We start from the raw sequence: 23,981 nt of genomic DNA on the forward strand, positions 1-23,981 counted from the left end.
CGGTTGCGGTCGCTCTGGCCAAGGGCTAAGCCAACGGCACGCAAAATCCAAGCAGGCCCGCATATGACCGAGACGACGAAAACCCGTTTCAAACCCCGCATCTTCTCGGGCATCCAGCCCTCGGGCGGGCTGACGCTTGGCAACTACCTGGGCGCGCTGAAGCGTTTCGCGGCCCTGCAGGGGGGCGAGGCCGAGACGATCTACTGCCTTGTGGACCTGCACGCGATCACCGTCTGGCAGGACCCCGAAACGCTGCGGCGCAACATCCGCGAGGCGGCTGCCGCCTTCATGGCGGCGGGCGTCGATCCCCGGCAGTCGGTCCTGTTCAACCAGAGCCAAGTTTCGGCCCATGCCGAAATGGCGTGGCTGTTCAACACCGTGGCCCGCGTCGGCTGGATGTACCGGATGACGCAGTTCAAGGACAAGGCCGGCAAGAACACCGAAAACGTCAGCCTGGGCCTGCTGGCCTATCCGGCGCTGATGGCCGCCGACATCCTGACCTACCAGGCCACCGCCGTCCCCGTGGGCGAGGATCAGAAGCAGCACCTGGAACTGACCCGCGACATCGCCGCCAAGTTCAACCACGACTACGGCGTCGAGCAGTTCCCGATCACCGAACCCCTGATCGAGGGCGTGGCGACCCGCGTGATGTCGCTTCGCGACGGATCGAAGAAGATGTCGAAGTCCGATCCCTCGGATGCCAGCCGGATCAACCTGACCGACAGTGCAGACGCCATCGCGCAGAAGATCCGCAAGGCCCGCACCGACGCCGATCCGCTTCCCGGCAGCGTGGACGGCCTGAAGGACCGCCCCGAGGCGCGCAACCTGGTCAACATCTATGCCGCCCTGGCCGATGCGACGCCCGACCATGTCCTGTCGCAGTTCGAAGGCCAAGGCTTCGGCGCCTTCAAGCCGGCGCTGGCGGAACTGGCCGTCGCCTCGCTGGAGCCGATCACCCGGCGCATGAACGACTACATGGCCGACCCGGCAGAGATCGACCGCATCCTGGGTGAAGGCTCGGTGCGCGCGGACGAGATCGCCACCCCGATCCTGGAACGCACGAAAGAGATCATGGGCCTGCTTCGCACCCGGCCTTGATTCGCGGTCCTGCTTCAGAAATCCGCCGGGCCAAAGGCTTCGGCGGATTTTTCATGGCCATGATCAAGCAGGGATTCTGTTTGCCTGCCAACGGCTTGACAAACACCCGACGAAAACAGTCAACATATTGATATTGCAGCGTTTATTGTTGCGCCATGCTGCAGGCCGCGATATGAAGAAGGTGACAAAGCCAGCCAGCCCCTGCCGCCAGCAAGCTTTCCCGGACCCCAGCAAGCCAGCATCACGCCCGCCAGCCAGTGGTCCTCTGCCAGCACAGCGCCAGCATCACAGGCCACATGGCCAGCAAGACAGCCCTTCGCCATCTCGCCAGCCCCGCAGCCCTACAGCGATCGCATCACCTCCGCTGCGATCTCGAAGCTTCGCAGCCGCGCCTGGTGATCGTGAATCTGCCCGGTCAGGATGACCTCGTCCGGCCCATACTTCGCGATCAGCGCCTGCACGTCATCCTTCACCTGCCCCGCATCGCCGACGGCGCTGATCGTCAACGCCTGATCCACCATGCGCCGCATCTGCGGCCCGATCTCGGCATCCAGGTCGCGCACGGGTCGCGGCAGCTTGCCCGGCATTCCGGTCCGCAGGCGCGCAAAGGCCAGTTGCATGGACGTGCGCAGATACTGCGCCTGGGCCGCATCGTCGGCGGCAAAGACGTTGATCGCGATCATCACCTGCGGGCGGTCGTTCCAGGGACCAGGGCGGAAGCGGTCGCGATAGATAGCGATGGCCCCCTCCATGTCCGAAGGCGCGAAATGGCTCGCAAAGGCATAGGGCAGGCCCAGATGCGCCGCCAGTTGCGCGCCGAAAAGGCTGCTGCCCAGAATCCAGACCGGCACGTTGGTCCCCTCGCCCGGCAAGGCGCGAACAGCGGCACCCGGACGTTCGGGGCCAAGGTAGTCGAGCAGTTCGACGACATCCTGCGGAAAGCTGTCCGCCATGGGATCGCGGCGCAGCGCCCGGATCACGGCGCCATCGCCCCCCGGCGCGCGGCCCAGTCCCAGGTCGATCCGGTCGGGAAAGGCGGTCGCCAGCGTGCCGAAGGCCTCTGCCACCGTCAGCGGCGCATGGTTGGGCAGCATGATCCCGCCCGCGCCGACCCTGAGCCGCGATGTGACCTGCGCCACCAGGCCGATCAGAACGGCGGTGGCGGCGCTGGCGATGCCAGGCATGTTGTGATGTTCGGCCAGCCAGAAGCGATGATAGCCCCAGCCGTCGGCCTGACGCGCAAGGTCAAGCGTGTTTCGGATGGCGTCGCCAGGTTCGAACCCTTCGGGAACAGGCGACAGGTCGAGAAGGGAAAATGGAATGCTCATGCTGCCGAGTTATGCCTCCGGCCTTGAAATGCAAGCGGCCGGATGCAGAATCTGCAACCGGCCGCGTCTGATCAGCACGGGCGGGATGGCGGCGCGGGATCACCCCATCTTGCGCAGATAGGTCCAGGTCGGCACACGGGCATTGCGGGCCACGGACCAGCTTTCCGCGTCGCCCAGGTAAACGAAGCCGCAGTTCGTCAGCACACGCGCCGAACCGGGGTTGTCCTGAAACGCTTCCGCAAACAGCGTCCGCGCCTTGTGCGGGTTGGCGCGTACCAGCGCATCGACAGCCTCGGTCGCGAAGCCGGTGTTCCAGAAACCGGCGCCGATCCAGAAGCCCAGTTCAGACTGGTCGCCCTCCATCCGGGTCAGCGAGACGACACCCAGCAGTTCCGCCAGCCGGTTCGCCGAGCCGTCGATCGCCCAAACGTCTTCGGTGCGGTCGGCCGAAAGGGCGCGTGCCACGAAAGCCTCGGACGCGCGGGGCGGCAGGGGGTGCGGAATCGCCCGCGTTCCTTCGGCGACGCGCTTGTCGGCGGTGTAATGCGCGATCATCCCGGCATCCGAGGGGCGCAGGGGACGCAGGACGAATCGCTCGGTGGCGATGACGGGCTGGTTGAGGGCGGCCTCGGATATCTTCAGATCGTCCAAGCGCGTACCCTCCCGCAGCGGTGCAGACATGACCATCTTCCCCTCCCGGAAAACAGGCGGGGGACCGGCTTTCGCCGATCCCCCTGTAACACTGGAATGTTAAACTCGGGTTACTCGGCAGCTTCGAGGGTTGCGGGAACCACCGAAATGAAGGTGCGACCCTTCAGGCCCTTCTTGAAGGTCACCTGGCCGTCGGACAGCGCGAACAGGGTATGATCCTTGCCCATGCCGACGTTGTCACCCGGCCACCAGGTGGTGCCGCGCTGACGCACGATGATGTTGCCGGCGATGGCTTGCTGGCCGCCATACAGCTTGACGCCCAGACGGCGACCGGCCGAATCGCGACCGTTGCGGGACGAACCGCCTGCTTTCTTGTGTGCCATGGGTCGGTCTCCTTACGCGTTTTCTTTGGTGCGGGCGCCGGTGGCGGTCTTCACGCCGGTCGAGCCTGCGCCTTCGGCCAGAACATCGGTCACGCGCAGCAGGGTCAGCTGCTGGCGATGTCCGCGCGTGCGCTGCGAGCTGTGCTTGCGGCGGCGCTTGACATAGGTGATGACCTTGTCGGCCTTGATCTGGTCGATCACTTCGGCCTGCACGCAGGCGCCGTCCACCAGGGGCGCGCCCAGGGTCGAGCCGACCATCAGGATTTCGTTGAACTGGACCTTGTCGCCAGCGGCGGCATTCAGCTTTTCAACGCGCAGGACATCGCCCGCCTGCACCTTGTATTGCTTGCCGCCCGTCTTCAGAACCGCGAACATTCGCCTTTTCCTTCGTTGCCGCGTCCTTCGGCCCCGGATCGCTCCGGCGTTCGGGCTTGCCCCGCCTTCGGACAGCGCATCCCGCGCATGGGGATGTCATTGAAAATAACACACCGGCCAAGGGCATGCGCCCGGCCGGTCCGCGTGGATATGGCCGATTTCCCCGCGCAAGTCAAGCAGCCCGCGTCCTGGGAAATTTGCGCCCGCCGGTGGAACCTTGGCGCGCGGCGGGGTTTTGTCCGCAGCCCAGCCAAGGAACCGATCATGCAGAGCTTTACCTGCCCCGCCTGCAACCAGCGCGTCTATTTCGACAACATGTTCTGCGCCTGCGGGGCGCCGCTTTTCTATGAACCCGAGGCGCGGGCCATGTGGAACGAGGCCGAGCCCTGCGCCAACCGCGATGCCATCCAGTGCAACTGGGTCGCCGTTCCGGGCGAAACGCTGTGCCGGTCCTGCACGATGTCGGACACCGTGCCCGCGCTGAACGTGGGCGACAACCGGCAGCTTCTTGAACGGGCCGAGCGGGCCAAGCGCTGGGTCCTGGCCAACCTGTCGAACTGGCAATGGTTCACCGATGCCGATGCCGGGATGCGGCCGCGCTTCCAGATGCTGTCCGAAAACACCGGCGGCGGCCGGGCCGAGCAGATCATGATGGGCCATGACAATGGCGAGATCGTCATCAACGTCACCGAGGCGGACGAATTGATCCGCATCCAGCGGCAGCACAAGCTGGGCGAGCAATACCGCTCGATGGTGGGGCACTTCCGGCACGAGCTGGCGCACTTCCTGTTCGACCGCCTTGCCGTCGCGCCGGGCTTTCTTGACGATTTCCGCGCGCTGTTCGGAAACGAGACGGCTGACTACAACGCCGCCCTGCAGGAACACTATGCCAATCCCAAGGAGCCGGGAGAGGAGTTCATCACCGCCTACGCCACCTCTCACCCCCACGAGGACTGGGCCGAGACGGTCGCCCACCTGCTGCACATGGTCGATTTCACCGACAGCTTCGTCAGCGCGGGCCTTTCGATGAAGGGCCTGCCCGACGACTACCAGCCCTATGCCGACACGGACGCCGACCACCTGCTGACCATCGCGGCCGCTGTCGCCATCGCCATCAACGACATCAACCGCGCGCTGGACAATTCGGACCTGTATCCCTTCGTCCTGACCCCGAAGATCCGCGAAAAGATCAAATTCGCGCATGGCTGGATCAGCAGCCATGCCGAACGCGGCGCCTAGGAGGCGGCCTTTTCCTCAAGCGACAGCCATTCTTCCTCGGCGACCGACAGCGCCTCCTGCCGCTCGGCCAGGGCTTCGGTCGCCTTCTGGAACTTGGCGGGCGCGGTCGTGAACAGATCCGGCTGGGCCAGGAACTCGGACAGCTTGGCGATCTCGGCCTCGAGCCGCTCGATCACGGCGGGCAGCGCGTCCAGTCGATGGCGTTCGGTAAAGGACAGGCCAGACTTGACGGACTTCGGCTTTTCCGGCGCGGCTTCGGGCTTCTTGGGCGCAGTCTCGATTGCCGCGGGTGCATCCTCGCCCCGCTGCGCGCGATAGTCTGACCAGCCGCCCGCATAGACGGTGGCGCGGCCGTCGCCCTCCATGGCAACCGTCGTATCCGCCACCCGGTCGATGAAGTCGCGGTCGTGGCTGACCAGCAGGACGGTGCCGTCGTATTCGCCCAGCAAGTCCTGCAACAGGTCCAGCGTTTCCACGTCCAGGTCGTTGGTCGGTTCGTCCATGACCAGCAGGTTCGACGGCTTCGCCATCAACCGGGCCAGCAGCAGCCGGGCCTTCTCGCCGCCCGACAGGCTGCGCACCGGCGCGCGGGCCTGCCCGTCGTCGAACAGGAAATCCTTGAGATAGGCCACCACATGCTTCGGCTGGCCCCGCACCATGACCTGGTCGGCGCGGCCCGACACGCGCATGTCGGGATCGCCGGTCAGCGATTCCCACAAGGTCTGGTCCGGATTCAGCGCCGAGCGGGTCTGGTCGAAGACCGCCACCTCCAGATTGGTGCCAAGGGTCACGGTGCCCTCGTCCGGCGCGATCTCTCCGGTCAGCATCTTGATCAGCGTGGTCTTGCCCGCGCCGTTGGGGCCGACAAAGGCCACGCGGTCGCCACGGTTCACCAGCAGGTCGAAGGGGCGCAGGATCGTGCGGTCGCCAAAGGTCTTTGCGATACCCTTGGCTTCGATCACCTTCTTGCCGGACTGCGGACCCGAATCCAGCGCCATCGCCGCCGTTCCCTGCCGCCGGATCTGGGCGCTGCGTTCGGCGCGCAACGCCGCCAGGGCACGAACCCGTCCCTGGTTGCGCTTGCGGCGCGCGCTGATGCCCTCGACGGCCCAGCGGGCCTCGGCCTTGATCTTGCGGTCCAGCTTGTGGCGGGCCTCGTCCTCGGCCGACCAGACGGCCTCGCGCCAGTCCTCGAACCCCTCGAAGCCGCGTTCCTGGCGGCGCACCTCGCCCCGGTCGATCCACAGGGTGGCGCGGGTCAGGCGGCGCAGGAAGGCGCGGTCGTGGCTGATGATGACATAGGCCGCGCGCGTCTGCGACAGGTGGTCCTCAAGCCAGCCGATCGCCTCGATGTCCAGGTGGTTGGTGGGTTCGTCCAGCAGCATCAGTTCGGGCGCCTGCGCCAGCAGCCGGGCCAGCGCGGCGCGGCGGCGTTCGCCGCCCGATGCGGTCTCGACCGGACGGGCGGGATCGAACTTCAGCCCCTCGGCCGCCATCTCGACCTTGTAGGCATCGGAGTCGGGCAGGCCCGCCGCGGCGAAATCGCCCAGCGTCGCAAAGCCCGACAGGTCGGGGTCCTGTTCCATGTAGCCGGTGGACACCCCGGCGCTCAGCACGACCTCGCCCCGGTCAGGCTCGACCAGACCGGCCATGACCTTCATCAGGGTCGATTTTCCCGACCCGTTGCGGCCCACCAGGGCCACCCGGTCGCCGGGCTGGATGGTCAGGGAAAGCCCGTCGAACACGGGGTCGCCGCCATAGGTCAGCGAGATGTCGGTCAGTTGAAGAAGGGGTGCGCGTGCCATACCCGCGCCCTAGCGCGGGGCGGTCGCAGGGTCAATGGACGCGGATGCCTTGCAGGGGGGCTTGCATGATCCCCGGATGCCACCCACAAAAGCGCCACCAGCCAGGAGGAACGCATGGCGCGCAAGATCATCATCGACACGGACCCCGGCCAGGACGATGCGGTGGCGATCCTGCTGGCTCTTGCCAGCCCCGAGCTTGAGGTGCTGGGGCTGACCGCCGTTGCCGGAAACGTCCCGCTGCCCCTGACCGAACTGAACGCGCGCAAGATCATCGAACTGGCAGGCCGCACCGACATTCCGGTCTTCGCGGGCTGCGACCGGCCCTTGTCGCGCAAGCTGGTCACGGCCGAGAACGTCCACGGCACCACGGGCCTGGACGGGATTGAGCTTCCCGCGCCGACCACGCCCCTCCAGGCCCAGCACGCGGTGGATTTCATTATCGACACCCTGCGGCGGGAACCGGCGGGCAGCGTCACGCTGGTTCCCATCGGCCCGCTGACCAACATCGCGACCGCTTTCCGCCGCGCGCCCGACATCGTCGCCCGCGTGGAACAGGTCGTCCTGATGGGCGGCGCCTATTTCGAGGTCGGCAACGTCACCCCCGCCGCCGAGTTCAACATCTATGTCGATCCCGAAGCCGCGGCCGCCGTCTTTGCCTCGGGCGTGCCGCTGGTGGTGATGCCGCTTGACGTCACGCACGATGCCTTGACCTCGCGCGACTGGATCGACGGAATGCGCGGACTACCCGGCCGATGCGGCCCGGCCGTCGCAAGCTGGACCGACTTCTTCGAGCGTTTCGACAAGGCGAAATACGGCAGCGAGGGCGCGCCCCTGCACGACCCCTGCACCATCGCCTGGCTGCTGCGCCCCGATCTGTTCCAAGGCCGCCGGATCAATGTCGAGATCGAGACCGAGGGGCGATTCAGCACCGGCATGACCGTCGCGGACTGGTGGGGCGTGACGGACCGTCCGGCCAATGCGCTGTTCATCCGCCATGTGGACCGCGACGGGTTCTTTGCCCTGCTGACGGAACGGCTGTCCCGGCTGCCCTAGGCTATTCGGCGGCCCTGTTTTTCAGGGGTACCCGCCCGGCGCCGTCGCCGAGGTCCTTGTTCAACCGCAGGACCAGATCCTGCGTGATGTCGATGGCGTCCATCGAAACGAAAACGGTGCGGCGGTCCAGCACCGCGACAGCGCCGCGTTCCTGCATCAGTTCCCCCATCAGGGGCAGCGCCGCGCGATAGAAGGCAGTGCGGTCGGTCTCGGCCCAGGCGTTCAGTTCCTGAACCACCTGCGCCCGCGCTCTGCGCACCTCGGTGGCCTTCTTGTCGAAAGCCTCGGCCAGCTTGCGGAACTCTGCCGGGTCGAGGGTGCCGCGCTGCTGGGTCAGGGCCGCTTCCTCGGTCGACAGCTCGTTCACCAGGCGCTCGTTCTCGGCCTCGATCTTGGCTTCTTCCTCGTCAAGGACGCGCTGCGTCCGCTTGCCCCAGTCCGAATTGGTGAACAACAGGTCCTGGTCCACCGTCACGATGGCCGAGACGCCCAAGGGCGGGGCGTCGGCCGGCGTCCGGATCGTCTGCGACGGAAGGTCGGCGGGCGGCTGCACCGCATCCGGCGCCCCGTCCTGCGCCGCGGCCCCGGTCGCCAGGGCCAGCGGCAGGATTAGGGCCAGGCCGACACCCCTCATCAGAACCGCGTCGAGATGGTCAGGTCGAAGTTCTGCTCCTCGTCATAGTCTTCCTTCTTGAGCGCATGAGAGAAGTTGAACCGCAAGGGGCCGATCGGCGTCGTCCAGAACAGCGAGGCCCCGACCGAGGCCCGGATATTCATCGAGTCGTCCACGATCTCTCCGCCGGTGCCGACCGTGTCGTCAAGACCCCAGATCGAGCCCACATCGGCGAACAACCCGCCCGAGATCCCGTATTCCTCGGGCAGGCCCAGCGGAAACTGCGCCTCGGTCCGGACCACCCAGAAGTAGTTGCCGCCCAAGCCGTCCTCGTTCTCGGCTGCAAGGTCGCGCGGGCCGATGCCGTTCGGCTCGAAGCCACGGATGCGGGTACCGCCGCGATAGCGGTCGAGAATCCAGGTGGAGTAGTCGTCAAGCGAGTGGATCGCGCCGCCCTCGAACTCGGCGCGCAGCGTGACCTCGTCGCGCCAGGCGTTGCTTTCCACGCCGGCCAGGGCGCTTGTGGTCACGCTTTTCGTGTCGCCGCCAAGCCCGGCAAAGTCCTGCGAGAAGCGCAGCTTGTAGCTGGTCAGGGGATCAAGCCCGGTGATGCGCGTGTCCCACAGGTAGCTGTAGCCCACTGCCGAGGTGACGCGCTGGCCTTCCTCGCGCTGCAGGATTTCAGAACTGTCGTCCTCGACCCCGCCAAGCGTTTCCTTGGAAAGGCGATAGCGCAGTTCCAGACGGCCGTTCTGCGAGATCGGGAATTCGATCGACGGGCGAACCCCGACCGAACGGGTGTTGTAGTCCGAGTTCAGGCTTTCGGTGACGTTGTAATAGGTGTTGAAGCCGAAGCGCAGATCGCGCCCCAGGAAATAGGGTTCGATGAAGGTCAGCGACGACGACTGGTCGCCATCCGCCGTCGAGAGCGACAGCCCGACCGTCTGGCCGCGGCCCAAGAAGTTGTTTTCCTGCAAGGACGCGTTCAGCCCCACGCCGGAGGCCACGCCATAGGACGCCCCGAAGGACAGCGAGCCGGTCGGCTGCTCCTCGACGTTCACGTCGACGATCACCTGTTCGTTGCTGCTGCCGGGGCGGCTTTCGACCTGCGCATCGCTGAAATAGCCAAGAGCGCGGATGCGCTCGGCAGCGTTGCGGATTTCGCGCGGGCTGAAGGGGTCGCCCTCGACCGTGTTGAACTGGCGGCGGATCACCTGGTCCAGCGTGGTCGTGTTGCCCTCGATGTCGATGCGTTCGACAAAGACGCGCGGGCCACGGGTGACGGCGAAGGTCAGGTCCAGGGTCTGGGTTTGCGGGTTGCGCGTCACGCGCGGGTCGATATTGACGAAGTTCAGACCCTGCTGCAGGGCCACCGTCTCCATCCGCCGGATGGTGTTGTCGATGGCGGCGGGGTTATAGATGTCGCCCCGCCCGACCCGGTTCTGCGCCGCGAATGCCGCCGCGTCGACGCCCGGGATCTCGGACACGGTGTTGACCTGCGCGAAGCGATAGCGCGGGCCTTCCTGGATGTTGAAGGTGATGTAGAAGGCGTCCCGTTCGCGTGCCAGTTCCGGCGCCACGGCCTGCACCCGGAAATCGGCATACCCGCGCGAGCGGTAGAAGTCCGTCAGCAACTGTTCGTCCAGTTGCAGCCGCTCGGGCGCGAAGGTGTCACGGCGGATGAAGGTGCGCAGGATGCCCGCCTGCTTGGTGTCCAGCACGTTGCGCAGCCGACGGTCGCTGAAGGCGCGGTTGCCGGTAAAGCCGATGCGCTCGATTTCGGTCACGTTGCCCTCGCGGACCTCGAAGACCAGATCGACGCGATTGTCGCTGCGGCGGATGATGCGAGGGTCCACGCGGGCGGCAAGGCGCCCCTGGGCGGCATAGGCCTGGGCGATGTTGCTGGCGTCCTGCAACGCCTGGCTGGGCTGGTAGACGCGGCGCGACTGGCTTTGCACGACCTCGGCCAACTGGTCGTCCTTGATGCGGCGGTTGCCCTCGAAGCTGATCTGGTTGATCGTCGGGTATTCCCTGACGCGGATCACCAGCACGTTGCCCTGCGGGACGATCTCGGCCGTTTCGAACAGGCCCGAGTTCTGCAGCCGTTGCAGGGCGTCATTCAACTCGCCTGCCGAGACATCCTGCCCACGCGCGATGTTGGCATAGGACAGCACGGTGGCCGGTTCGACCCGTTGCGACCCCTCGATCCGCACCTCGTTGAAGACATAGGCTGCGGCCGCGCTTGGGATGAGGGCCGCCGGGGCCGCGATCGTCAAGGCCGTCATCAGCGCAACCGCGCCCTTGCCCAGTTTCCGTGTCATTGCTGCCCCTCTTGCCGTCAGCCTGAAACGGCGCTGTTTTCAGCACCTTCTTTTATGTCAAGCTTGTGCATCAATAACCCCGCGCTGTCAAAAGCGCATCGCGGGTCAGGGACAGAAAAGATCGTTGGTGAGCCCGAAAATCATCAGCGACAAAACCGCCGCCATGCCGACCGCCGTCAGCAAGTTCAACGCCTTGTCCGAGGGAGGCCGTCCCGTCACGGCTTCCCATGCATAGAACATCAGATGCCCGCCATCCAGCACGGGGATCGGCAGCAGGTTCAGGAAGCCGATGGCCGCCGACAGGACCGCGATCCACCACAGGAAGTTGCCGCCCCCCGCGCTGGCGGCCTGCCCCGTGCTTTCCGCGATGCTGATCGCGCCGCCCAGGTTGCACGTCCCGATCTGGCCCGAGATCATCGCCCACATTCCCGACAGCGACGACACGATGATCCCCCAGGTTTGCGCGATCCCCAGCCACAGCGCCTCAAGCGGCCCCGCTTGCCGAGTCGCAGGTGCGAAGAAGCTTTCGCCGCCGGTCACGCCGATCAGCCAGCGGCGTTCATAGCCGCCGCCATCGGCGGGCAGGTCCTGCATTTTCGGGACCAGCGTATAGTCCGAAACCCCTTGGCCCGGCCGCCAGACCTGCAAGGCCAGCGGTTCGCCCTCCGCAGCCTCGACCGCCTCGCGCATCTGGGTGAAGCGGCTCACGGGACGGCCCTCGATGGAGGTGACGACGTCGCCCGCGCGCAGACCGGCATCCGCCGCGGCGCTGCGGGGGGCGACACCGCTGATGCGGGCGGGCATCGGGTCGGGACCGGGCACCGTCACCTCGACCCCGTCGCGCAGGACGCGCCAGTCCTGTCGAGGGGCAACCGGCAGCGTTTCCGCGATCCGCCCGATGTCGCCCCAGGTTTCGACCGGCTGGCCGCCCAGGGCGATGATGCGGTCGCCCGGTTGCAATTCGTTCACCACGCCCGGCGGCGCCTCGGCGATGGTGCCGACCTGCGGCTCATCGACGGGAAGGCCCTGGAACAGCGCGAAGCCGCCAAAGACCAGGATCGACAGCACGAAGTTGAAGACCGGCCCGGCCAGCAAGGTGGCAAAGCGCGCCCATAACGGGGCCCCGGTCAGCGTCTGGCGCCGCAGCGCCGGATCGACCGCGCGGCCCGTGCCGGCACTTGCCGCATTGGCATCGCCCAGGAAGCGCACATAGCCGCCCAGCGGGATCGCGGCCACCTGCCACAGCGTGCCCCGCCGATCCCGGCGCGAAACCAGCCGCGGCCCGAAGCCGACCGAGAACACCTCGGCCCGGATGCCCGACAGCCTGCCGATATAGTAATGGCCGAACTCGTGCACCGTCACGATGACCGCAAGGGCCACGAAAAAGGCGGCCAGTGTCCACAGGGTGCCGCCGAATTGCGGAAGAAGGTCGGTCATGCGGCGGCTTCCTTGCGTGCTTCCTGGTCCCAATGCAGGACAGTTTCGAGATCAGCCGGATCATCGCCGAAGCCCGCCCGCCCGGACAGGGCCTGCAAGGTCATTTCCACGCGAGGCGCCATCCGCGTGAAGCCGATCCGTCCGCCGATGAAATCGTCTAGGGCCTGTTCCTTGGCCGCATTGAAGACGGCGCCCGCCATGCCCCCCGCCGCCATGACCTCTCGGGCAAGGCGCAGGGCAGGCCAGCGATTTTCGTCGGGCGCGCGGAAGGTCAGGCTGCCGATTACGGCAAGATCCAGCGGCGCCACCGGCAGGGGCGCGCGGCGCGGCCAGTTGAGCGCATAGCCGATGGCATGGCGCATGTCCGGCGCGCCAAGATGGGCAATGGTCCCGCCATCGACATGGCTGACCATCGCGTGGATGATCGACTCGGGGTGGACAAGAACGCTGATCTGGTCGGGACGAAGGCCGAAAAACTCTTTGGCTTCTATGACTTCCATCGCCTTGTTGAACATCGAGGCGCTGTCGATGGTGATCCGCTGCCCCATTGCCCAGTTCGGATGGGTCGAGGCCTCGGCCACCGTCGCGGCCGCAAGCCGTTCCAGCGGCCAGTCGCGGAAGGCGCCACCCGAGGCGGTAATCGTCACATCCTTGACGTTTTCGACGTTTTCTGTACCAAGTGCCTGAAATATGGCGGAATGTTCTGAATCCACCGGCAGGATCGTGGCGCCGCTCCGCTTGGCGGTTGCATGGATCAGCGGTCCCGCACAGACCAGCGATTCCTTGTTGGCCAGCGCCAGCACGCCGCCTTGCGCCAGCGCCGTCAGGCCCGGCACCAGACCCGCCGCACCGACAATCGCCGACAATACCCAGTCAGCGGGCCGCTGCGCCGCCTCGACCAGGGCCTGCGATCCCGCAGCCGCCTCGACGCCGCTTCCCGCCAGGGCGGCGCGCAGTTCGTCCAGCAACTCGGGATGGGCGGTCACGGCGATTTCGGCCTGCAGGTCGCGCGCCATCCTGGCCAGCCGCGCGATGTTGCGCCCGCCCGTCAGCGCGACCGTATGGTAGGCCGCAGGCCCGCCCGCGCGGCGGATCAGGTCAACGCCATTCGCTCCGACCGAGCCGGTCGCGCCAAAGATCGAAATTCGTCTCATTCGTCAATTCACCGCGGGCAGCGCCGTCAGAAGCCCGATCAACATGGTGGCGAGAACCGCCCCCGTCACTGCGTCAAATCGGTCCATGAAGCCGCCATGCCCGGGGATCAGGTTCGAGCTGTCCTTGACCCCTGCCCGGCGCTTCAACCAGCTTTCGGCGATGTCGCCCATCTGTCCGGCAAAGCACACGATGGGCGAACACCAGATCAGCATGGCATCGCCCCGGCCCAGGCGCCACAGGATCACGCCCAGCACCAGCGCGCCGATCCATCCGGCTATGGTGCCGGACCACGTCTTCTTGGGGCTGAGCGAGGGCCAGAACTTCGGGCCGCCGATCATGCGACCGAAGAAATAGCCGGCGGTGTCGGAAACGATCACGATCCCCATCAGCCACAGAACGAAGTTCAGACCGTAAGCCTCGCGAAAGCCGACCAGGCCATAGGCGACCAGCATGATGGCCAAGCCGAAGATCGCATAGGTCCAGCGGTCGCGGGTCGCCGCGCCGGGGATGCCCGCCACCAGCGGGAACAGCAGCGCCAGGATCGCGGCCGGATGATCGACCTGCGCGATGACTTGCGACATGAAGGCGATCACCGCCAGGGCAAAGGGACGCCAGGCGCCGAAGATGCCGGGGTGCAGGCGCGGGTTCTTCCAGCCGGTCATCGCCGCCAGTTCCCAGAAGGTGATGGCCGAGATCGCCGCCATCGCCAACCGCAGCCAGATGCCCGTCGCGACCGCCAGCATGATGCCGATGCCCAGCAGCACCAGCGTCGAGGCGACACGGCGCGACAGGTCGGCCCATTTGCCCGCAGGGGGCTTCACCGCCGAGACTCGCCCCGCGCTCATACGCCCCCGAAACGTCGGTCGCGCAGGCCGAAACGGTCAAGTATCCGCGCCAGATGGTCAGGCGTGAAATCCGGCCACAGCGTCGGCGTGAATTCGTATTCCGCATAGGCGGCCTGCCACGGCAGGAAATTCGAGGTCCGCGTCTCTCCCGAGGTGCGGATCACCAGGTCGGGGTCCGGATGGCCGGCCGTGTCCAGGCAGGCGGTCAGGTCGGCCTCGGTCGGGTTTTCGATCTCGCCGCGCGCGATCTTCTGCGCCAGACGGGCCGAAGCGCGGGTCAGTTCGTCGCGCCCGCCATAGTTGATCGCCACGGTCAGGTTCAGGCGGCTGTTGCCGGCCGTCCGCGCCTCGATCGAGGACATCAGGGCCTGCAGCTTGCCGTCAAGGCGGCTCCGCTCGCCGATGAAGCGCAGCCGGACGCCTTCGGCGGCCATGCCTTCGGCTTCATACTGGATATAGCGGCGAAAGATCTTCATCAGCCCAAGGACTTCCTCGGTCGTGCGCTTCCAGTTCTCGGTCGAGAAGGCATAGATCGTCAGCCAGTTCACGCCCAGGTCTGGACAGGCGCGGACGATCTGCTTGACGCGCTCGGCCCCCCGCCTGTGACCCACAAGACGCGGCCAGCCGCGTTCGACGGCCCAGCGGCCGTTGCCGTCCATGATGATCGCGACATGCCGGGGCCGCTGATCGACCCCGCCCGATAGCAGCAGCGGTGCGGTTTCAGCGGCCATCATTGTCCCTCAGACCTGCATGATTTCGGCTTGCTTGCCTTCAAGCGCCTGATCGACCGAGGCAATCATCTTGTCGGTCAGCTCTTGCACGGCGGTTTCCCAGAACTTCTGGTCGTCCTCGGGCATCCCGTTGGCCTTGCCCTTCTTGATCTGGTCCATGCCGTCGCGGCGCACGTTGCGGATCGCGACGCGGGCGCTTTCGGCATATTGCGCGGCGACCTTGGTCAGCTCGCGCCGGCGCTCCTCGTTCAGTTCCGGGATCGGCAGCATGATAATGGTGCCGTTCAGCTGCGGATTGATGCCCAGCCCGGATTCGCGCAACGCCTTCTCGACCTTGCCGACCATGCCCTTGTCCCAGACGTTGATCGTGACCATGCGCGGTTCCGGGACGTTCACGGTGCCCAGCTGGTTGATCGGGGTCATCTGGCCATAGGCTTCGACCTGCACCGGGTCGATCATCGAGGCCGAGGCGCGCCCGGTCCGCAGGCTGGAAAACTCATGGCGCAGGCTTTCCATCGCGCCTTTCATCCGCCGCTCCAGGTCGTCGATGTCGATTTCGATGTCCTCTGCCATGTGGCACTGCCCTTGTATTGAATTTTGTTCGTTTGTAACGGGATTTGCGCATGTTGGCAAAGCCTTTGCCCGGCATTCCGGCAGCGGTTTTCCGCCCTCTGCGCCGAATTGCAGGTCCTAGTTGTGCACCCGCGTGTAGGTTCCCTTGCCTTCGAGGATCGTGCGGAATCCGCCCGGCTCGTCCAGCGAGAAGACGATGATCGGCAGGCGGTTGTCGCGGGCCAGCGCGATGGCCGATGCGTCCATCACGCCCAGGTGCTTTTGCAGCACTTCGTCATAGCTGACCTCGCCGTAACGCTTGGCATCCCCATGCTTCTTCGGGTCCTTGTCATAGACGCCGTCGACCTTGGTGCCCTTGAAGATCGCCTCGCAGTTCATCTCGTTGGCGCGCAGGGTGGCCGCGGTGTCGGTGGTGAAATACGGGTTCCCGGTCCCCGCCGCGAAGATCACGATGCGCTTCTTTTCAAGGTGGCGGATGGCGCGGCGACGGATGTAGGGCTCGCAGACCTCATCCATGCGGATGGCGCTGATGACGCGGCAATGCAGGCCCTTGGCTTCAAGCGCCGACTGCATGGCCAGCGCGTTCATCACGGTGGCCAGCATCCCCATGTAGTCCGCGGTCGTGCGCTCCATCCCCTGGGCGCTGCCCTGCAGGCCCCGGAAGATGTTGCCGCCGCCGATCACCATGCAGACCTCGACCCCCATCTTCTGGACCGATTCGACCTCGTCGGCGATGCGCGCGACCGTCGGGGGATGCAGTCCATAGCCCTGATCGCCCATCAGCGCCTCGCCCGAGATTTTCAGCATCACCCTGCCGTATTGCGTGGGCGCCGCGTTCTGATGATCGGTCATGTCCATTCCTTCGTGTCAGCGCCGGTCGCTTTCATCGGGGCGCAAAATGTCGCAAAAGGCGGCCGTGTTCAACTGTCCGAAAGCCACCCTGCCGTGCCTCCTCTGCACCAGATCGACCCTGCCCGCCACCTGCTGATCGCGGGCCCGACGGCCAGCGGCAAGTCTGCGCTTGCGATGCGGGTCGCCCAAGCGCAGGGCGGCCTGATCGTCAACGCGGACGCGCTGCAGATCTGGTCCTGCTGGCGGGTGCTGACCGCCCGGCCCTCGGCGGCGGACGAGGCATCCGCGCCCCATGCGCTTTACGGGCATGTCGCGCCGGGCGTGACCTATTCGGTCGGCGACTGGCTGCGCGACATCGCCGGACTGTTGGACAGGCGGCTGATCGTGGTGGGCGGGACCGGCCTTTACCTGACGGCGCTGACGCGGGGACTGGCCCATGTGCCGCCAACGCCCCCTGCCGTGCGGGCCGAGGGGAACGTCCGCCTTGCCGCCGAGGGCGGGCTGGCGCGCATGGTGGCCGACCTGGACCCCGCCACCCGCGCCCGCATCGACACGCTGAACCCCGCCCGGGTCCAGCGCGCATGGGAGGTGCTGACCGCCACCGGGCGCGGTCTGGCTGACTGGCAGGCCGACACGCCGCCGCCCCTGATCGGCGCGGACGATGCCCAGCGCATTGTGGTGACGGCGGATCGCGACTGGCTGGCCGACCGGATCACCGCCCGCTTTCAGGCGATGATGCGACAAGGCGCGCTGGAGGAAGCGCGCGCCATGCTGTCATCCTGGGACCCCGCGCAGCAATGGGCGCGCGCCATCGGCGCACCCGAACTGATCGCCCATCTTCGGGGACAGATCGACCTGCCCACGGCAACGGAACGCGCGATCATTGCCACGCGGCAATACGCCAAGTCGCAGCGCATCTGGTTCAGGGGCCGCATGAAGGACTGGAAGACCGTCGAGGCTGACCAAAAAGGCACGGAACGAAACTGATCGCGCATCAACGACGTTGAGTTGAAAACGTTCATCGGCGATAATTCGCTTATTGTCCTTTATGTCAGGCGAATCTCATGACCGCGTTGGAGCATTCGCAGTGGAAAGCCGGCTTTCCGTTTTCGCCCAGCACCATCCGGGCAGGACGCCGCCTGCAGGTGGACGGGGTGAACGCCCCCTTCATCCCCGAGGCTCATGAACATCCGGCCGCGCCGCCCGCCGTCGCCCCGCCCGCCGCCGCGCCGTCCGGGGACAACCCCATGCCCGCCGTCATGCAGCCCGCCCTTCGCGGAGCGCATCCGGTCGGCCGTCAGAGCGGGATGCGGCTGGTGCCGCTTGAGGCCTTTGTCTGGGGCAGCCGGTCCAATCCGCCGCAGCCTCGTACCCGTCCGGATCATGTGCTGATCTGGGTCAACGAAGGGCGCACGCAACTGGATTTCCCGCGCAACCGCTTCTGTCTGCGCGCCGACGACCTGCGCTACATCCCTGCGGGAACCGCCTTCGCGGCCTCGCCCGCAGGCGGGACAAGGGGGCATGTCGCGCTGATCTCGGCCCGGCTGGGGGCTCAGGCCACGCCTCGGCTGCCCGACCGCGTCACGGCCGCGCATGTCGGAAACCATGCCGCGCAACTGGAAGCCACGCTGCGCGAGATCGGTGTCGAGACATCGACCAGCGATCCCGGCACGCTGTCCTGCCTGGTGAACCTGCTGTCGCTGCGCCTGCGCCAGCTTGCGCCGGACCGCCCTGACGCCGCGTCCGAGACGGGCCTGCCCGACCGCCCGCTGATCGACAGGTTCCTGGCCCTTGCGCAAGAAAGGCTTGGCGCGTGCCGGTCGGTGGCGGAACTGGCGGCCGAACTGGGCAGCAGCACCTTGTTGCTGGATCAGGCCTGCCTTGCCGCCCATGGCAAGCGCGCGGTCGAACTGGTCCACGACCTGCAACTGGAATGCGCCGTCCGCCTGCTGCGCGAAACCGCCCACGCGACCCAGCGCATCGCGGCAGAGCTTGGCTATTCCAGCCATGCCCATTTCACCCGCGCCTTTGTCGCGGCGACCGGGCGAACGCCCGAGGCATTCCGCGCTCAGTCCTGCTGATCGTCCTGCGGCTGCCGGCCGCGAAAGCCGGTGGCGACCACGAACTTCTCGGACGAATCGCTGCGGCTGGCGGGCGGCTTGACGTTGGCGACCTTGTCGAAGTTGCGCTTCAGCATGGCCTGCATCTCGGTTTCCGCACCCCCGGCCAGGACCTTGGCCACGAAAGTTCCACCGGGTTCAAGGACATCGAAAGCCAGCGCCGCCGCAGCTTCGACCAGCGCCACGATGCGCAAATGGTCGGTGCCCTTGTGGCCCGAAGATGCGGCGGCCATGTCGGACATCACCACGTCGGCGGGACCGCCCAGCCATTCCTTGACCTTCTCGTCCGCGCCCTCGGACAGGAAATCAAGCTGGTGGATTTCAGCGCCGGCGATGGGATCGACCTCTTGCAGGTCGACGCCCAGGACCTTGCCGACAGCCTTGCCGCCCTTCTCGCCCAGGGCATTCACGCGGCCCACGGCGACCTGGCACCAGCCGCCGGGCGCGCAGCCAAGATCGACCACGCGCGCGCCAGGCACCAGGAAGCGATACTTGTCGTCCAGTTCCAGAATCTTGAAGGCCGCCCGTCCGCGATATCCCTCGCGCTTGGCCCGCGCCACATAGGGGTCGTTCAACTGCCGTTCCAGCCACAGCTTCGACGACAGCTTGCGGCCCTTGGCGGTCTTGACCCGCACGCGCAGGTCGCGCTGACCGCGACCGCTGGACTTGCCCTCGCGGCTGCCTGGCGCCTTTGTCATCTCATGCCACCCCGTTCAAACCTTCCGATGCCAGCACCCCATCGCGCACCATCTGGGCATAAAGCAACCCCTCGCGGAGGCCCCGGTCGGCAACGGACAGCTTGCTGGTGGGCCAGATGCGCATCAGCGTCTGCAGGATCGCGGCCCCAGACATGATCAGCGCATGGCGTTCGCGCCCGATGCGCGGGTCGGCACGTCGTCCGTCCGGGCCAAGCTGCAGGTATGAATGGATCACCCGGTCGATCTGGGTGCTGGTCATCTCCAGCCCGTCCACCTTGGTCCGGTCATAGCGGCGCAGGCCAAGGAAGCTGGCCGCCACCGTCGTCACCGTCCCCGAGGTGCCGATGATCTGGAACCCCTCGTCAGGCGAGCCTTCGGCATAGGGGGTGAAGCCCGACAGCATTTCCTCGAAATACCAGGACATAAGGGCGAAGCGGCCCTGGTCGTCCTCGACATCGGCGAACTGGTCGCGCAGCGTCGCCACGCCCAGCGGCACGCTGATCCAGTCCACCACCCGCGCCCCGCCGGGCTGCGGATTGCCGAAGCCGTCCGACAGCCGCATGATCGCGCGCGGCCGCTCCTTCGGCTCCACGTCCTCCAGGTCGATCCAGACCAGTTCGGTGGACCCGCCGCCGATATCGACCACCATCAGCGTTTCCGTCTTGTGGCTGACCAGCGGCGCGCAGGAGATCACGGCCAAGCGGGCCTCTTCCTCGGCGCTGATGGTTTCGATCTGCAGGCCGGTTTCGCGGCGGATCGTGCGCAAGAGGTCGCGGCTGTTGCGCGCGCGCCTGCAGGCCTCGGTCGCGACCAGGCGCATGTTGCGCACGCGGTGCTGTTCCAGCTTGCGCCGGCAGACCTGCAATGCATGAACCGTGCGCGCCATCGAGCTGCGGGACAGGCGCCCCGAAGCTTCCAGCCCCTGACCAAGCTGCACAGGCTTGGAGAAGCTGTCGATGACCTGGAACTGACTGCCCTTCGGTCGGGCAATCAGCATCCGGCACGAGTTTGTGCCAAGGTCGAGGGCGGCATAAAGCGCCCCCTCCTCGGGTTGGCGGGCGACGGACGGCTCTACCGTAATTTTCGGGAACGCGTCCGCACCCGCAGGACGCTTGGGCGCCATCACGACACGCCCTCCGATATCAAGTTGAACAAAACGTAACCTGCGGCCCTGTCCCATTCAAGGGGCGGCAAAAGGGTGATTGCCGAGGAAGTGCCAGCCGGTTGATAACGGTATGAAGTTTAAGCCAAGGCAGCCCATGCCCATGACCCTGTTGACTGGCCCCGTGCCCCCCCTTCCGGGGACCGATGCCAGAAGCGCGATTGCCAAGTTTCCCGTGGCGGGCAGCCTTGCCCTGACGCGCGACGGATTTGAAGGCGATGCCCAGGCCGACCGTCGCGTGCATGGCGGCCCCGAGAAGGCGGTGCATCACTATCCCTTCGACCACTATGCCGCGTGGAGGCAGGACCTGGGCGCGCTGCCCCTTCTGGACGAACCCGGCGCCTTCGGAGAGAACATCTCGGTGTCCGGCCCGACCGAGGACGACGTGGCGGTCGGCGACATCTTCCGCCTCGGCAGCGCGTTGGTCCAGGTCTCTCAGGGCCGCCAGCCGTGCTGGAAGCTGAACCATCGCTTCGGCATCCCGGACATGGCCCGGCGGGTCCAGGCGACCGGCCGGATCGGCTGGTATTACCGCGTGCTGGAGCCGGGAAAGGTCCGGCAAGGCGACGACCTGCACCGGATCGACCGCCTTGCGCCCGACTGGACGCTCCGGCGGCTGTGGCGGGCAATGTATGTGGACCGCCTGAACCGCGCCGAACTGGAGGGCATCGCTGCCCTTGAGGTGCTGGCGGACGGGTGGCGGCGTCATGCCGTCCGCCGCCTCGACAGCGGCCGGGTCGAGGATTGGCGCCCCCGGCTGGAGGGCAAGGCATGAGACCGCCGCTGGTGATCTCCATCCAGAGCCAGGTGGTCCACGGCCATGTCGGCAACTCTGCCGCCGTCTTTCCCATGCAGGCGGCAGGGCTGGAGGTCGCGGCGATCCCCACGGTGATCTTCTCGAACACGCCGGACTATCCCACCCTGCGCGGCGCGCCCCTGCCGCCCGGCCTGTTCGCCGACCTGCTGCTGGGCGCCGAGGAACGGGGCCTGCCCCAGCGCGCGGAATGGATGATGACCGGCTATATCGGCTCGGTCGAGGTGGGGCTGCTGGTCGCGGACTTCGTGGCACGGGCCAAGGCCGCCAATCCAAGCCTTCGTTACCTGTGCGATCCGGTGATGGGCGATCACGGGCCGGGTCTTTATGTCCCGCCCGAACTGGCGCAGGTCATGCGGGACCGGCTGCTGCCCCTGGCCGATCTGGCGACGCCCAATTCCTTCGAACTTGGCTATCTGACGGGGCGCACCATCACCGGGGTGGCCGATCTGCGGGACGCGGCCGCCGACCTTCGCATGGCGGCTGGCAGCACCCTGGTCGCGACGGGCTGCGTGCTGAGGGACAGTCCGGCGGATCATCTGGAAAGCGTCATCCTGGGGCCAGGGGGCATGTCGCGCCATCCGACCCGGCGGCTGCCCTTCGCGCTGCCGGGAACGGGCGATCTTTACGCCGGGCTTGTCATGGCGGGGCTGGCCAGGGGGCGGGACCTGACACAAGCGGTCGAAACGGCGCAGGACCTGACGGCGGCGGCGCTGGCCCATGCCGACCGGATCGGCGCCCGAGAGGTCGTGCTGTCCGATCCAGACTTCCGCGCCGCCTTGCTGACCTTGTGAAGGACACCACATGAACATCGGCGACGACCTGTCCCCCGCGACCGTGATCCGCATCCGCGACAGTTTCGCCCGGCAGGGACTGATGCGGCACCTGGGGGCGGACCTGGCCGAGGTGAAGGCGGGACTGGTCACGATCCGCCTGCCCTTCCGGCCGGAACTGACGCAGCAGCACGGCTATTTCCATGCGGGCGGCACGTCCTCGATCGCGGATTCGGCGGGCGGCTATGCGGGGTTCACCCTGTTCCCCGAGGACAGCTCGGTCCTGACCGTCGAATTCAAGCTGAACCTGATCAACCCCGCACAGGGCGACTGCCTGGAGGCACAAGGCCGCGTCATCAAGCCGGGCCGCACGCTGACCATCTGCCACCTGGATGTCTGGGCAACCACTCCGGACCGGCGCATCCATGTGGCGACAGGACTGCAGACACTGATCTGCGTCAGGGGCAAATCGGCTTGACGTCAGCGTGACAACGGCAAGCCGTTAGCGTAAACAGCCCGAAATCATGGAATTGCGGAAGGATTGCATCATGGCACAGGCGCGGATCGGGCTGATCGGCTTGGGGACGATGGGGGCGGCGCTGGCGCTGAACATCGCGGAAAAGGGATTCCCCATCGCGGTCTGGAACCGCACGACCGAGGTGACGCGCGCCTTTGCCGCCAATGCTGGCGACTTGGCGCAGAACGTCATCCCGACCGAGACGCTGGCCGACCTGGTTGCCGCCATTGCGAAGCCCCGCGCCATCATCCTGATGGTGCCTGCGGGCCAGCCGGTGGATGACCAGCTTGCCGCCCTTGCGCCGCTGCTGGATGCCGACGACCTGGTGATCGACGCGGGCAATGCCGACTTCCACGACACCAATCGCCGCGACGGCGCCGGGCTGCCGTTCCGCTTCCTTGGCATGGGCGTGTCGGGTGGCGAGGAAGGCGCGCGCCACGGCCCTGCCATCATGGGCGGCGGCACGGCGTCCGACTGGGACCGCGTGGCCGACGTGATGACCGCCATCGCCGCCCGGGCCGAGGACGGCACCCCCTGCGCCGCCCGCATGGGCGATGCGGGCGCCGGGCATTTTGTGAAGATGGTCCACAACGGCATCGAATACGCCGACATGCAGATGATCGCCGAGATCTATGGCATGATGCGCGACGGCATGGCGATGGAAGCGGCGGCGATCTCGGACATCTTCGCGCGCTGGAACACGGGCGTGCTGCAGTCCTACCTGATCGAGATCTCGGCCAAAGTGACGGCCGCCGCCGATCCCCATACCGGCAAGCCGATGGTGGACGTGATCCTGGACCGCGCGGGCCAGAAGGGCACCGGCCGCTGGACCGCGATCGAGGCGCAGCACCTGTCCGCCCCCATTCCCGTGATCGAGGCCGCCGTGATGGCGCGCAACGTCTCGGCCCGGCTGGACGAACGCCTGGCGGGCGAGGCGCGCTTCGGTGCCGCCCCGCAGCCCTGCGCCATCGACCCGCAGGTCCTGGAACAGGCGCTGATCGCGGGCAAGATCCTGTGCTACGCGCAGGGCTTCACGATGATCTCGGCCGCGTCCGGGCGATTCGGCTGGACGCTGGACCTGCCCGAGATCGCGCGGGTCTGGCGCGCGGGCTGCATCATCCGGTCCGCCATGCTGAACGACATGGCCGCCGCCCTGGCCGAGGACCCGGCCCGCAACCTGATCATGGCGCCCTTCTTCGCGGACCTGATCGAGACGGCCATTCCCGCGCTGCGGCAGGTCGTGTCGCAAGGCGCGGCGGCGGGCCATGCGCTGCCCGCGCTCGCGTCGGGGCTGATGTGGTTCGACCTGATGCGGACCGGCCGGGGAACGGCGAACCTGATCCAGGCCCAGCGCGACTTCTTCGGCGCGCATGGCTTCCAGCGGATCGACGGACTGGACGCGCCGCATGGCCCCTGGGGCGGCCTGGCCTGAACGGCA

Annotated in this window: 24 protein-coding genes; 9 read left to right on the plus strand and 15 right to left on the minus strand. The window is 66.8% G+C overall.

What is annotated here, in order from left to right:
* Positions 1 to 63 precede the first annotated feature (63 nt).
* Entirely contained in the window at positions 64 to 1,098 is a 1,035-nt protein-coding gene (gene trpS, locus J0F76_RS01700) for a tryptophan--tRNA ligase (protein WP_207465035.1), read from the plus strand.
* Positions 1,099 to 1,439: 341 nt separating this feature from the next.
* Here the strand turns inward: trpS and J0F76_RS01705 are convergent, their stop codons facing one another.
* From J0F76_RS01705 to rplU, 4 genes are all read right to left on the minus strand, one after another.
* Positions 1,440 to 2,426: an LLM class flavin-dependent oxidoreductase gene (locus tag J0F76_RS01705; RefSeq protein WP_242689915.1), complete on the minus strand. Its 987-nt coding sequence runs from the start codon at positions 2,424 to 2,426 to the stop codon at positions 1,440 to 1,442.
* Positions 2,427 to 2,525: 99 nt separating this feature from the next.
* The gene (locus J0F76_RS01710; protein WP_242689916.1) at positions 2,526 to 3,077 is read right to left on the minus strand and encodes a GNAT family N-acetyltransferase; all 552 of its coding nucleotides are present in this window, start codon (positions 3,075 to 3,077) and stop codon (positions 2,526 to 2,528) included.
* Between the two features lie 110 nt (positions 3,078 to 3,187).
* Positions 3,188 to 3,460: a 50S ribosomal protein L27 gene (gene rpmA, locus J0F76_RS01715; RefSeq protein WP_207465040.1), complete on the minus strand. Its 273-nt coding sequence runs from the start codon at positions 3,458 to 3,460 to the stop codon at positions 3,188 to 3,190.
* A 12-nt stretch (positions 3,461 to 3,472) separates the two neighbouring features.
* Entirely contained in the window at positions 3,473 to 3,835 is a 363-nt protein-coding gene (gene rplU / locus J0F76_RS01720; protein WP_207465042.1) for a 50S ribosomal protein L21, read from the minus strand.
* Positions 3,836 to 4,099: 264 nt separating this feature from the next.
* On the opposite strand from rplU, the gene J0F76_RS01725 reads away from it, so the two are divergent.
* Positions 4,100 to 5,074, plus strand: a complete 975-nt coding sequence (locus J0F76_RS01725) for a putative zinc-binding metallopeptidase (protein WP_207465044.1) — start codon at positions 4,100 to 4,102, stop codon at positions 5,072 to 5,074.
* Here the strand turns inward: J0F76_RS01725 and J0F76_RS01730 are convergent.
* Positions 5,071 to 6,879, minus strand: coding sequence for an ABC-F family ATP-binding cassette domain-containing protein (locus J0F76_RS01730; RefSeq protein WP_207465046.1), 1,809 nt, complete (start codon positions 6,877 to 6,879; stop codon positions 5,071 to 5,073). The two genes, J0F76_RS01725 and J0F76_RS01730, sit on opposite strands and share 4 nt — an antisense overlap.
* Before the next feature lie 114 nt (positions 6,880 to 6,993).
* On the opposite strand from J0F76_RS01730, the gene J0F76_RS01735 reads away from it, so the two are divergent.
* A complete protein-coding gene (locus J0F76_RS01735) occupies positions 6,994 to 7,932 on the plus strand; it encodes a nucleoside hydrolase (protein ID WP_207465048.1) in 939 nt (312 codons plus the stop codon).
* A 1-nt stretch (position 7,933) separates the two neighbouring features.
* Here J0F76_RS01735 and J0F76_RS01740 read toward each other — a convergent pair whose 3' ends face one another.
* From J0F76_RS01740 to pyrH, 8 genes are all read right to left on the minus strand, one after another.
* Complete coding sequence (locus J0F76_RS01740) at positions 7,934 to 8,566, minus strand: OmpH/Skp family outer membrane protein (protein ID WP_207465050.1); 633 nt, start codon at positions 8,564 to 8,566, stop codon at positions 7,934 to 7,936.
* Complete coding sequence (gene bamA, locus J0F76_RS01745; protein ID WP_207465052.1) at positions 8,566 to 10,866, minus strand: outer membrane protein assembly factor BamA; 2,301 nt, start codon at positions 10,864 to 10,866, stop codon at positions 8,566 to 8,568. The genes J0F76_RS01740 and bamA overlap by 1 nt, the downstream gene beginning before the upstream one ends.
* Positions 10,867 to 10,971: 105 nt before the next feature.
* Positions 10,972 to 12,303 (minus strand): RIP metalloprotease RseP, encoded by a 1,332-nt coding sequence (rseP, locus tag J0F76_RS01750; protein WP_207465054.1) that lies wholly within the window; start codon positions 12,301 to 12,303, stop codon positions 10,972 to 10,974.
* Positions 12,300 to 13,457, minus strand: coding sequence for a 1-deoxy-D-xylulose-5-phosphate reductoisomerase (gene dxr, locus J0F76_RS01755; RefSeq protein WP_207465056.1), 1,158 nt, complete (start codon positions 13,455 to 13,457; stop codon positions 12,300 to 12,302). The genes rseP and dxr overlap by 4 nt, the downstream gene beginning before the upstream one ends.
* Positions 13,458 to 13,460: 3 nt before the next feature.
* A complete protein-coding gene (locus J0F76_RS01760; RefSeq protein WP_207465058.1) occupies positions 13,461 to 14,303 on the minus strand; it encodes a phosphatidate cytidylyltransferase in 843 nt (280 codons plus the stop codon).
* Complete coding sequence (uppS, locus tag J0F76_RS01765) at positions 14,300 to 15,037, minus strand: polyprenyl diphosphate synthase (RefSeq protein WP_374299128.1); 738 nt, start codon at positions 15,035 to 15,037, stop codon at positions 14,300 to 14,302. The genes J0F76_RS01760 and uppS overlap by 4 nt, the downstream gene beginning before the upstream one ends.
* Positions 15,038 to 15,043: 6 nt before the next feature.
* Positions 15,044 to 15,607 (minus strand): ribosome recycling factor, encoded by a 564-nt coding sequence (gene frr, locus J0F76_RS01770; protein WP_207465063.1) that lies wholly within the window; start codon positions 15,605 to 15,607, stop codon positions 15,044 to 15,046.
* 117 nt (positions 15,608 to 15,724) lie between these two features.
* On the minus strand, positions 15,725 to 16,459 hold the full coding sequence (gene pyrH / locus J0F76_RS01775) for a UMP kinase (protein WP_207465065.1): 735 nt from the start codon (positions 16,457 to 16,459) through the stop codon (positions 15,725 to 15,727).
* A 93-nt stretch (positions 16,460 to 16,552) separates the two neighbouring features.
* Here pyrH and miaA point away from each other — a divergent pair, with 93 nt between their 5' ends.
* Positions 16,553 to 17,446: a tRNA (adenosine(37)-N6)-dimethylallyltransferase MiaA gene (gene miaA / locus J0F76_RS01780; protein WP_341351547.1), complete on the plus strand. Its 894-nt coding sequence runs from the start codon at positions 16,553 to 16,555 to the stop codon at positions 17,444 to 17,446.
* A 77-nt stretch (positions 17,447 to 17,523) separates the two neighbouring features.
* On the plus strand, positions 17,524 to 18,540 hold the full coding sequence (locus J0F76_RS01785) for a helix-turn-helix transcriptional regulator (RefSeq protein WP_207465069.1): 1,017 nt from the start codon (positions 17,524 to 17,526) through the stop codon (positions 18,538 to 18,540).
* Here the strand turns inward: J0F76_RS01785 and J0F76_RS01790 are convergent.
* Both J0F76_RS01790 and J0F76_RS01795 read right to left on the minus strand, forming a co-directional pair.
* Positions 18,528 to 19,277 (minus strand): RlmE family RNA methyltransferase, encoded by a 750-nt coding sequence (locus tag J0F76_RS01790; RefSeq protein WP_207465072.1) that lies wholly within the window; start codon positions 19,275 to 19,277, stop codon positions 18,528 to 18,530. The two genes, J0F76_RS01785 and J0F76_RS01790, sit on opposite strands and share 13 nt — an antisense overlap.
* 1 nt (position 19,278) lies before the next feature.
* Positions 19,279 to 20,400 carry a Ppx/GppA phosphatase family protein gene (locus J0F76_RS01795; RefSeq protein ID WP_207465074.1) on the minus strand — a complete coding sequence of 374 codons (1,122 nt, stop codon included), beginning with the start codon at positions 20,398 to 20,400 and terminating at the stop codon, positions 19,279 to 19,281.
* Between the two features lie 136 nt (positions 20,401 to 20,536).
* On the opposite strand from J0F76_RS01795, the gene J0F76_RS01800 reads away from it, so the two are divergent.
* The 4 genes from J0F76_RS01800 to gndA all read left to right on the plus strand — a co-directional run bounded on the left by J0F76_RS01800 (position 20,537) and on the right by gndA (position 23,975).
* A complete protein-coding gene (locus J0F76_RS01800; RefSeq protein WP_207465076.1) occupies positions 20,537 to 21,214 on the plus strand; it encodes an MOSC domain-containing protein in 678 nt (225 codons plus the stop codon).
* Entirely contained in the window at positions 21,211 to 22,047 is an 837-nt protein-coding gene (gene pdxY, locus J0F76_RS01805) for a pyridoxal kinase (RefSeq protein WP_207465078.1), read from the plus strand. The genes J0F76_RS01800 and pdxY overlap by 4 nt, the downstream gene beginning before the upstream one ends.
* 10 nt (positions 22,048 to 22,057) lie before the next feature.
* The gene (locus J0F76_RS01810) at positions 22,058 to 22,504 is read left to right on the plus strand and encodes a PaaI family thioesterase (RefSeq protein WP_242689917.1); all 447 of its coding nucleotides are present in this window, start codon (positions 22,058 to 22,060) and stop codon (positions 22,502 to 22,504) included.
* Positions 22,505 to 22,574: 70 nt separating this feature from the next.
* Positions 22,575 to 23,975 (plus strand): NADP-dependent phosphogluconate dehydrogenase, encoded by a 1,401-nt coding sequence (gndA, locus tag J0F76_RS01815; RefSeq protein ID WP_207465080.1) that lies wholly within the window; start codon positions 22,575 to 22,577, stop codon positions 23,973 to 23,975.
* The last annotated feature ends 6 nt before the right edge of the window (positions 23,976 to 23,981 follow it).

It is taken from the genome of Paracoccus fontiphilus (genome assembly GCF_017356265.1).
Classification (GTDB): domain Bacteria; phylum Pseudomonadota; class Alphaproteobacteria; order Rhodobacterales; family Rhodobacteraceae; genus Paracoccus; species Paracoccus fontiphilus.

Bases quoted from the DNA above. Each gene is read 5' to 3' on its own strand.
- trpS (WP_207465035.1), top strand. From the start codon at position 64: ATGACCGAGACGACGAAAACCCGTTTCAAACCCCGCATCTTCTCGGGC.
- J0F76_RS01705 (WP_242689915.1), bottom strand. From the start codon at position 2,426: ATGAGCATTCCATTTTCCCTTCTCGACCTGTCGCCTGTTCCCGAAGGG.
- rpmA (WP_207465040.1), bottom strand. From the start codon at position 3,460: ATGGCACACAAGAAAGCAGGCGGTTCGTCCCGCAACGGTCGCGATTCG.
- rplU (WP_207465042.1), bottom strand. From the start codon at position 3,835: ATGTTCGCGGTTCTGAAGACGGGCGGCAAGCAATACAAGGTGCAGGCG.
- J0F76_RS01725 (WP_207465044.1), top strand. From the start codon at position 4,100: ATGCAGAGCTTTACCTGCCCCGCCTGCAACCAGCGCGTCTATTTCGAC.
- J0F76_RS01730 (WP_207465046.1), bottom strand. From the start codon at position 6,879: ATGGCACGCGCACCCCTTCTTCAACTGACCGACATCTCGCTGACCTAT.
- J0F76_RS01735 (WP_207465048.1), top strand. From the start codon at position 6,994: ATGGCGCGCAAGATCATCATCGACACGGACCCCGGCCAGGACGATGCG.
- J0F76_RS01740 (WP_207465050.1), bottom strand. From the start codon at position 8,566: ATGAGGGGTGTCGGCCTGGCCCTAATCCTGCCGCTGGCCCTGGCGACC.
- bamA (WP_207465052.1), bottom strand. From the start codon at position 10,866: ATGACACGGAAACTGGGCAAGGGCGCGGTTGCGCTGATGACGGCCTTG.
- rseP (WP_207465054.1), bottom strand. From the start codon at position 12,303: ATGACCGACCTTCTTCCGCAATTCGGCGGCACCCTGTGGACACTGGCC.
- dxr (WP_207465056.1), bottom strand. From the start codon at position 13,457: ATGAGACGAATTTCGATCTTTGGCGCGACCGGCTCGGTCGGAGCGAAT.
- J0F76_RS01760 (WP_207465058.1), bottom strand. From the start codon at position 14,303: ATGAGCGCGGGGCGAGTCTCGGCGGTGAAGCCCCCTGCGGGCAAATGG.
- uppS (WP_374299128.1), bottom strand. From the start codon at position 15,037: ATGATGGCCGCTGAAACCGCACCGCTGCTGCTATCGGGCGGGGTCGAT.
- frr (WP_207465063.1), bottom strand. From the start codon at position 15,607: ATGGCAGAGGACATCGAAATCGACATCGACGACCTGGAGCGGCGGATG.
- pyrH (WP_207465065.1), bottom strand. From the start codon at position 16,459: ATGACCGATCATCAGAACGCGGCGCCCACGCAATACGGCAGGGTGATG.
- J0F76_RS01785 (WP_207465069.1), top strand. From the start codon at position 17,524: ATGACCGCGTTGGAGCATTCGCAGTGGAAAGCCGGCTTTCCGTTTTCG.
- J0F76_RS01790 (WP_207465072.1), bottom strand. From the start codon at position 19,277: ATGACAAAGGCGCCAGGCAGCCGCGAGGGCAAGTCCAGCGGTCGCGGT.
- J0F76_RS01795 (WP_207465074.1), bottom strand. From the start codon at position 20,400: ATGGCGCCCAAGCGTCCTGCGGGTGCGGACGCGTTCCCGAAAATTACG.
- J0F76_RS01800 (WP_207465076.1), top strand. From the start codon at position 20,537: ATGCCCATGACCCTGTTGACTGGCCCCGTGCCCCCCCTTCCGGGGACC.
- pdxY (WP_207465078.1), top strand. From the start codon at position 21,211: ATGAGACCGCCGCTGGTGATCTCCATCCAGAGCCAGGTGGTCCACGGC.
- J0F76_RS01810 (WP_242689917.1), top strand. From the start codon at position 22,058: ATGAACATCGGCGACGACCTGTCCCCCGCGACCGTGATCCGCATCCGC.
- gndA (WP_207465080.1), top strand. From the start codon at position 22,575: ATGGCACAGGCGCGGATCGGGCTGATCGGCTTGGGGACGATGGGGGCG.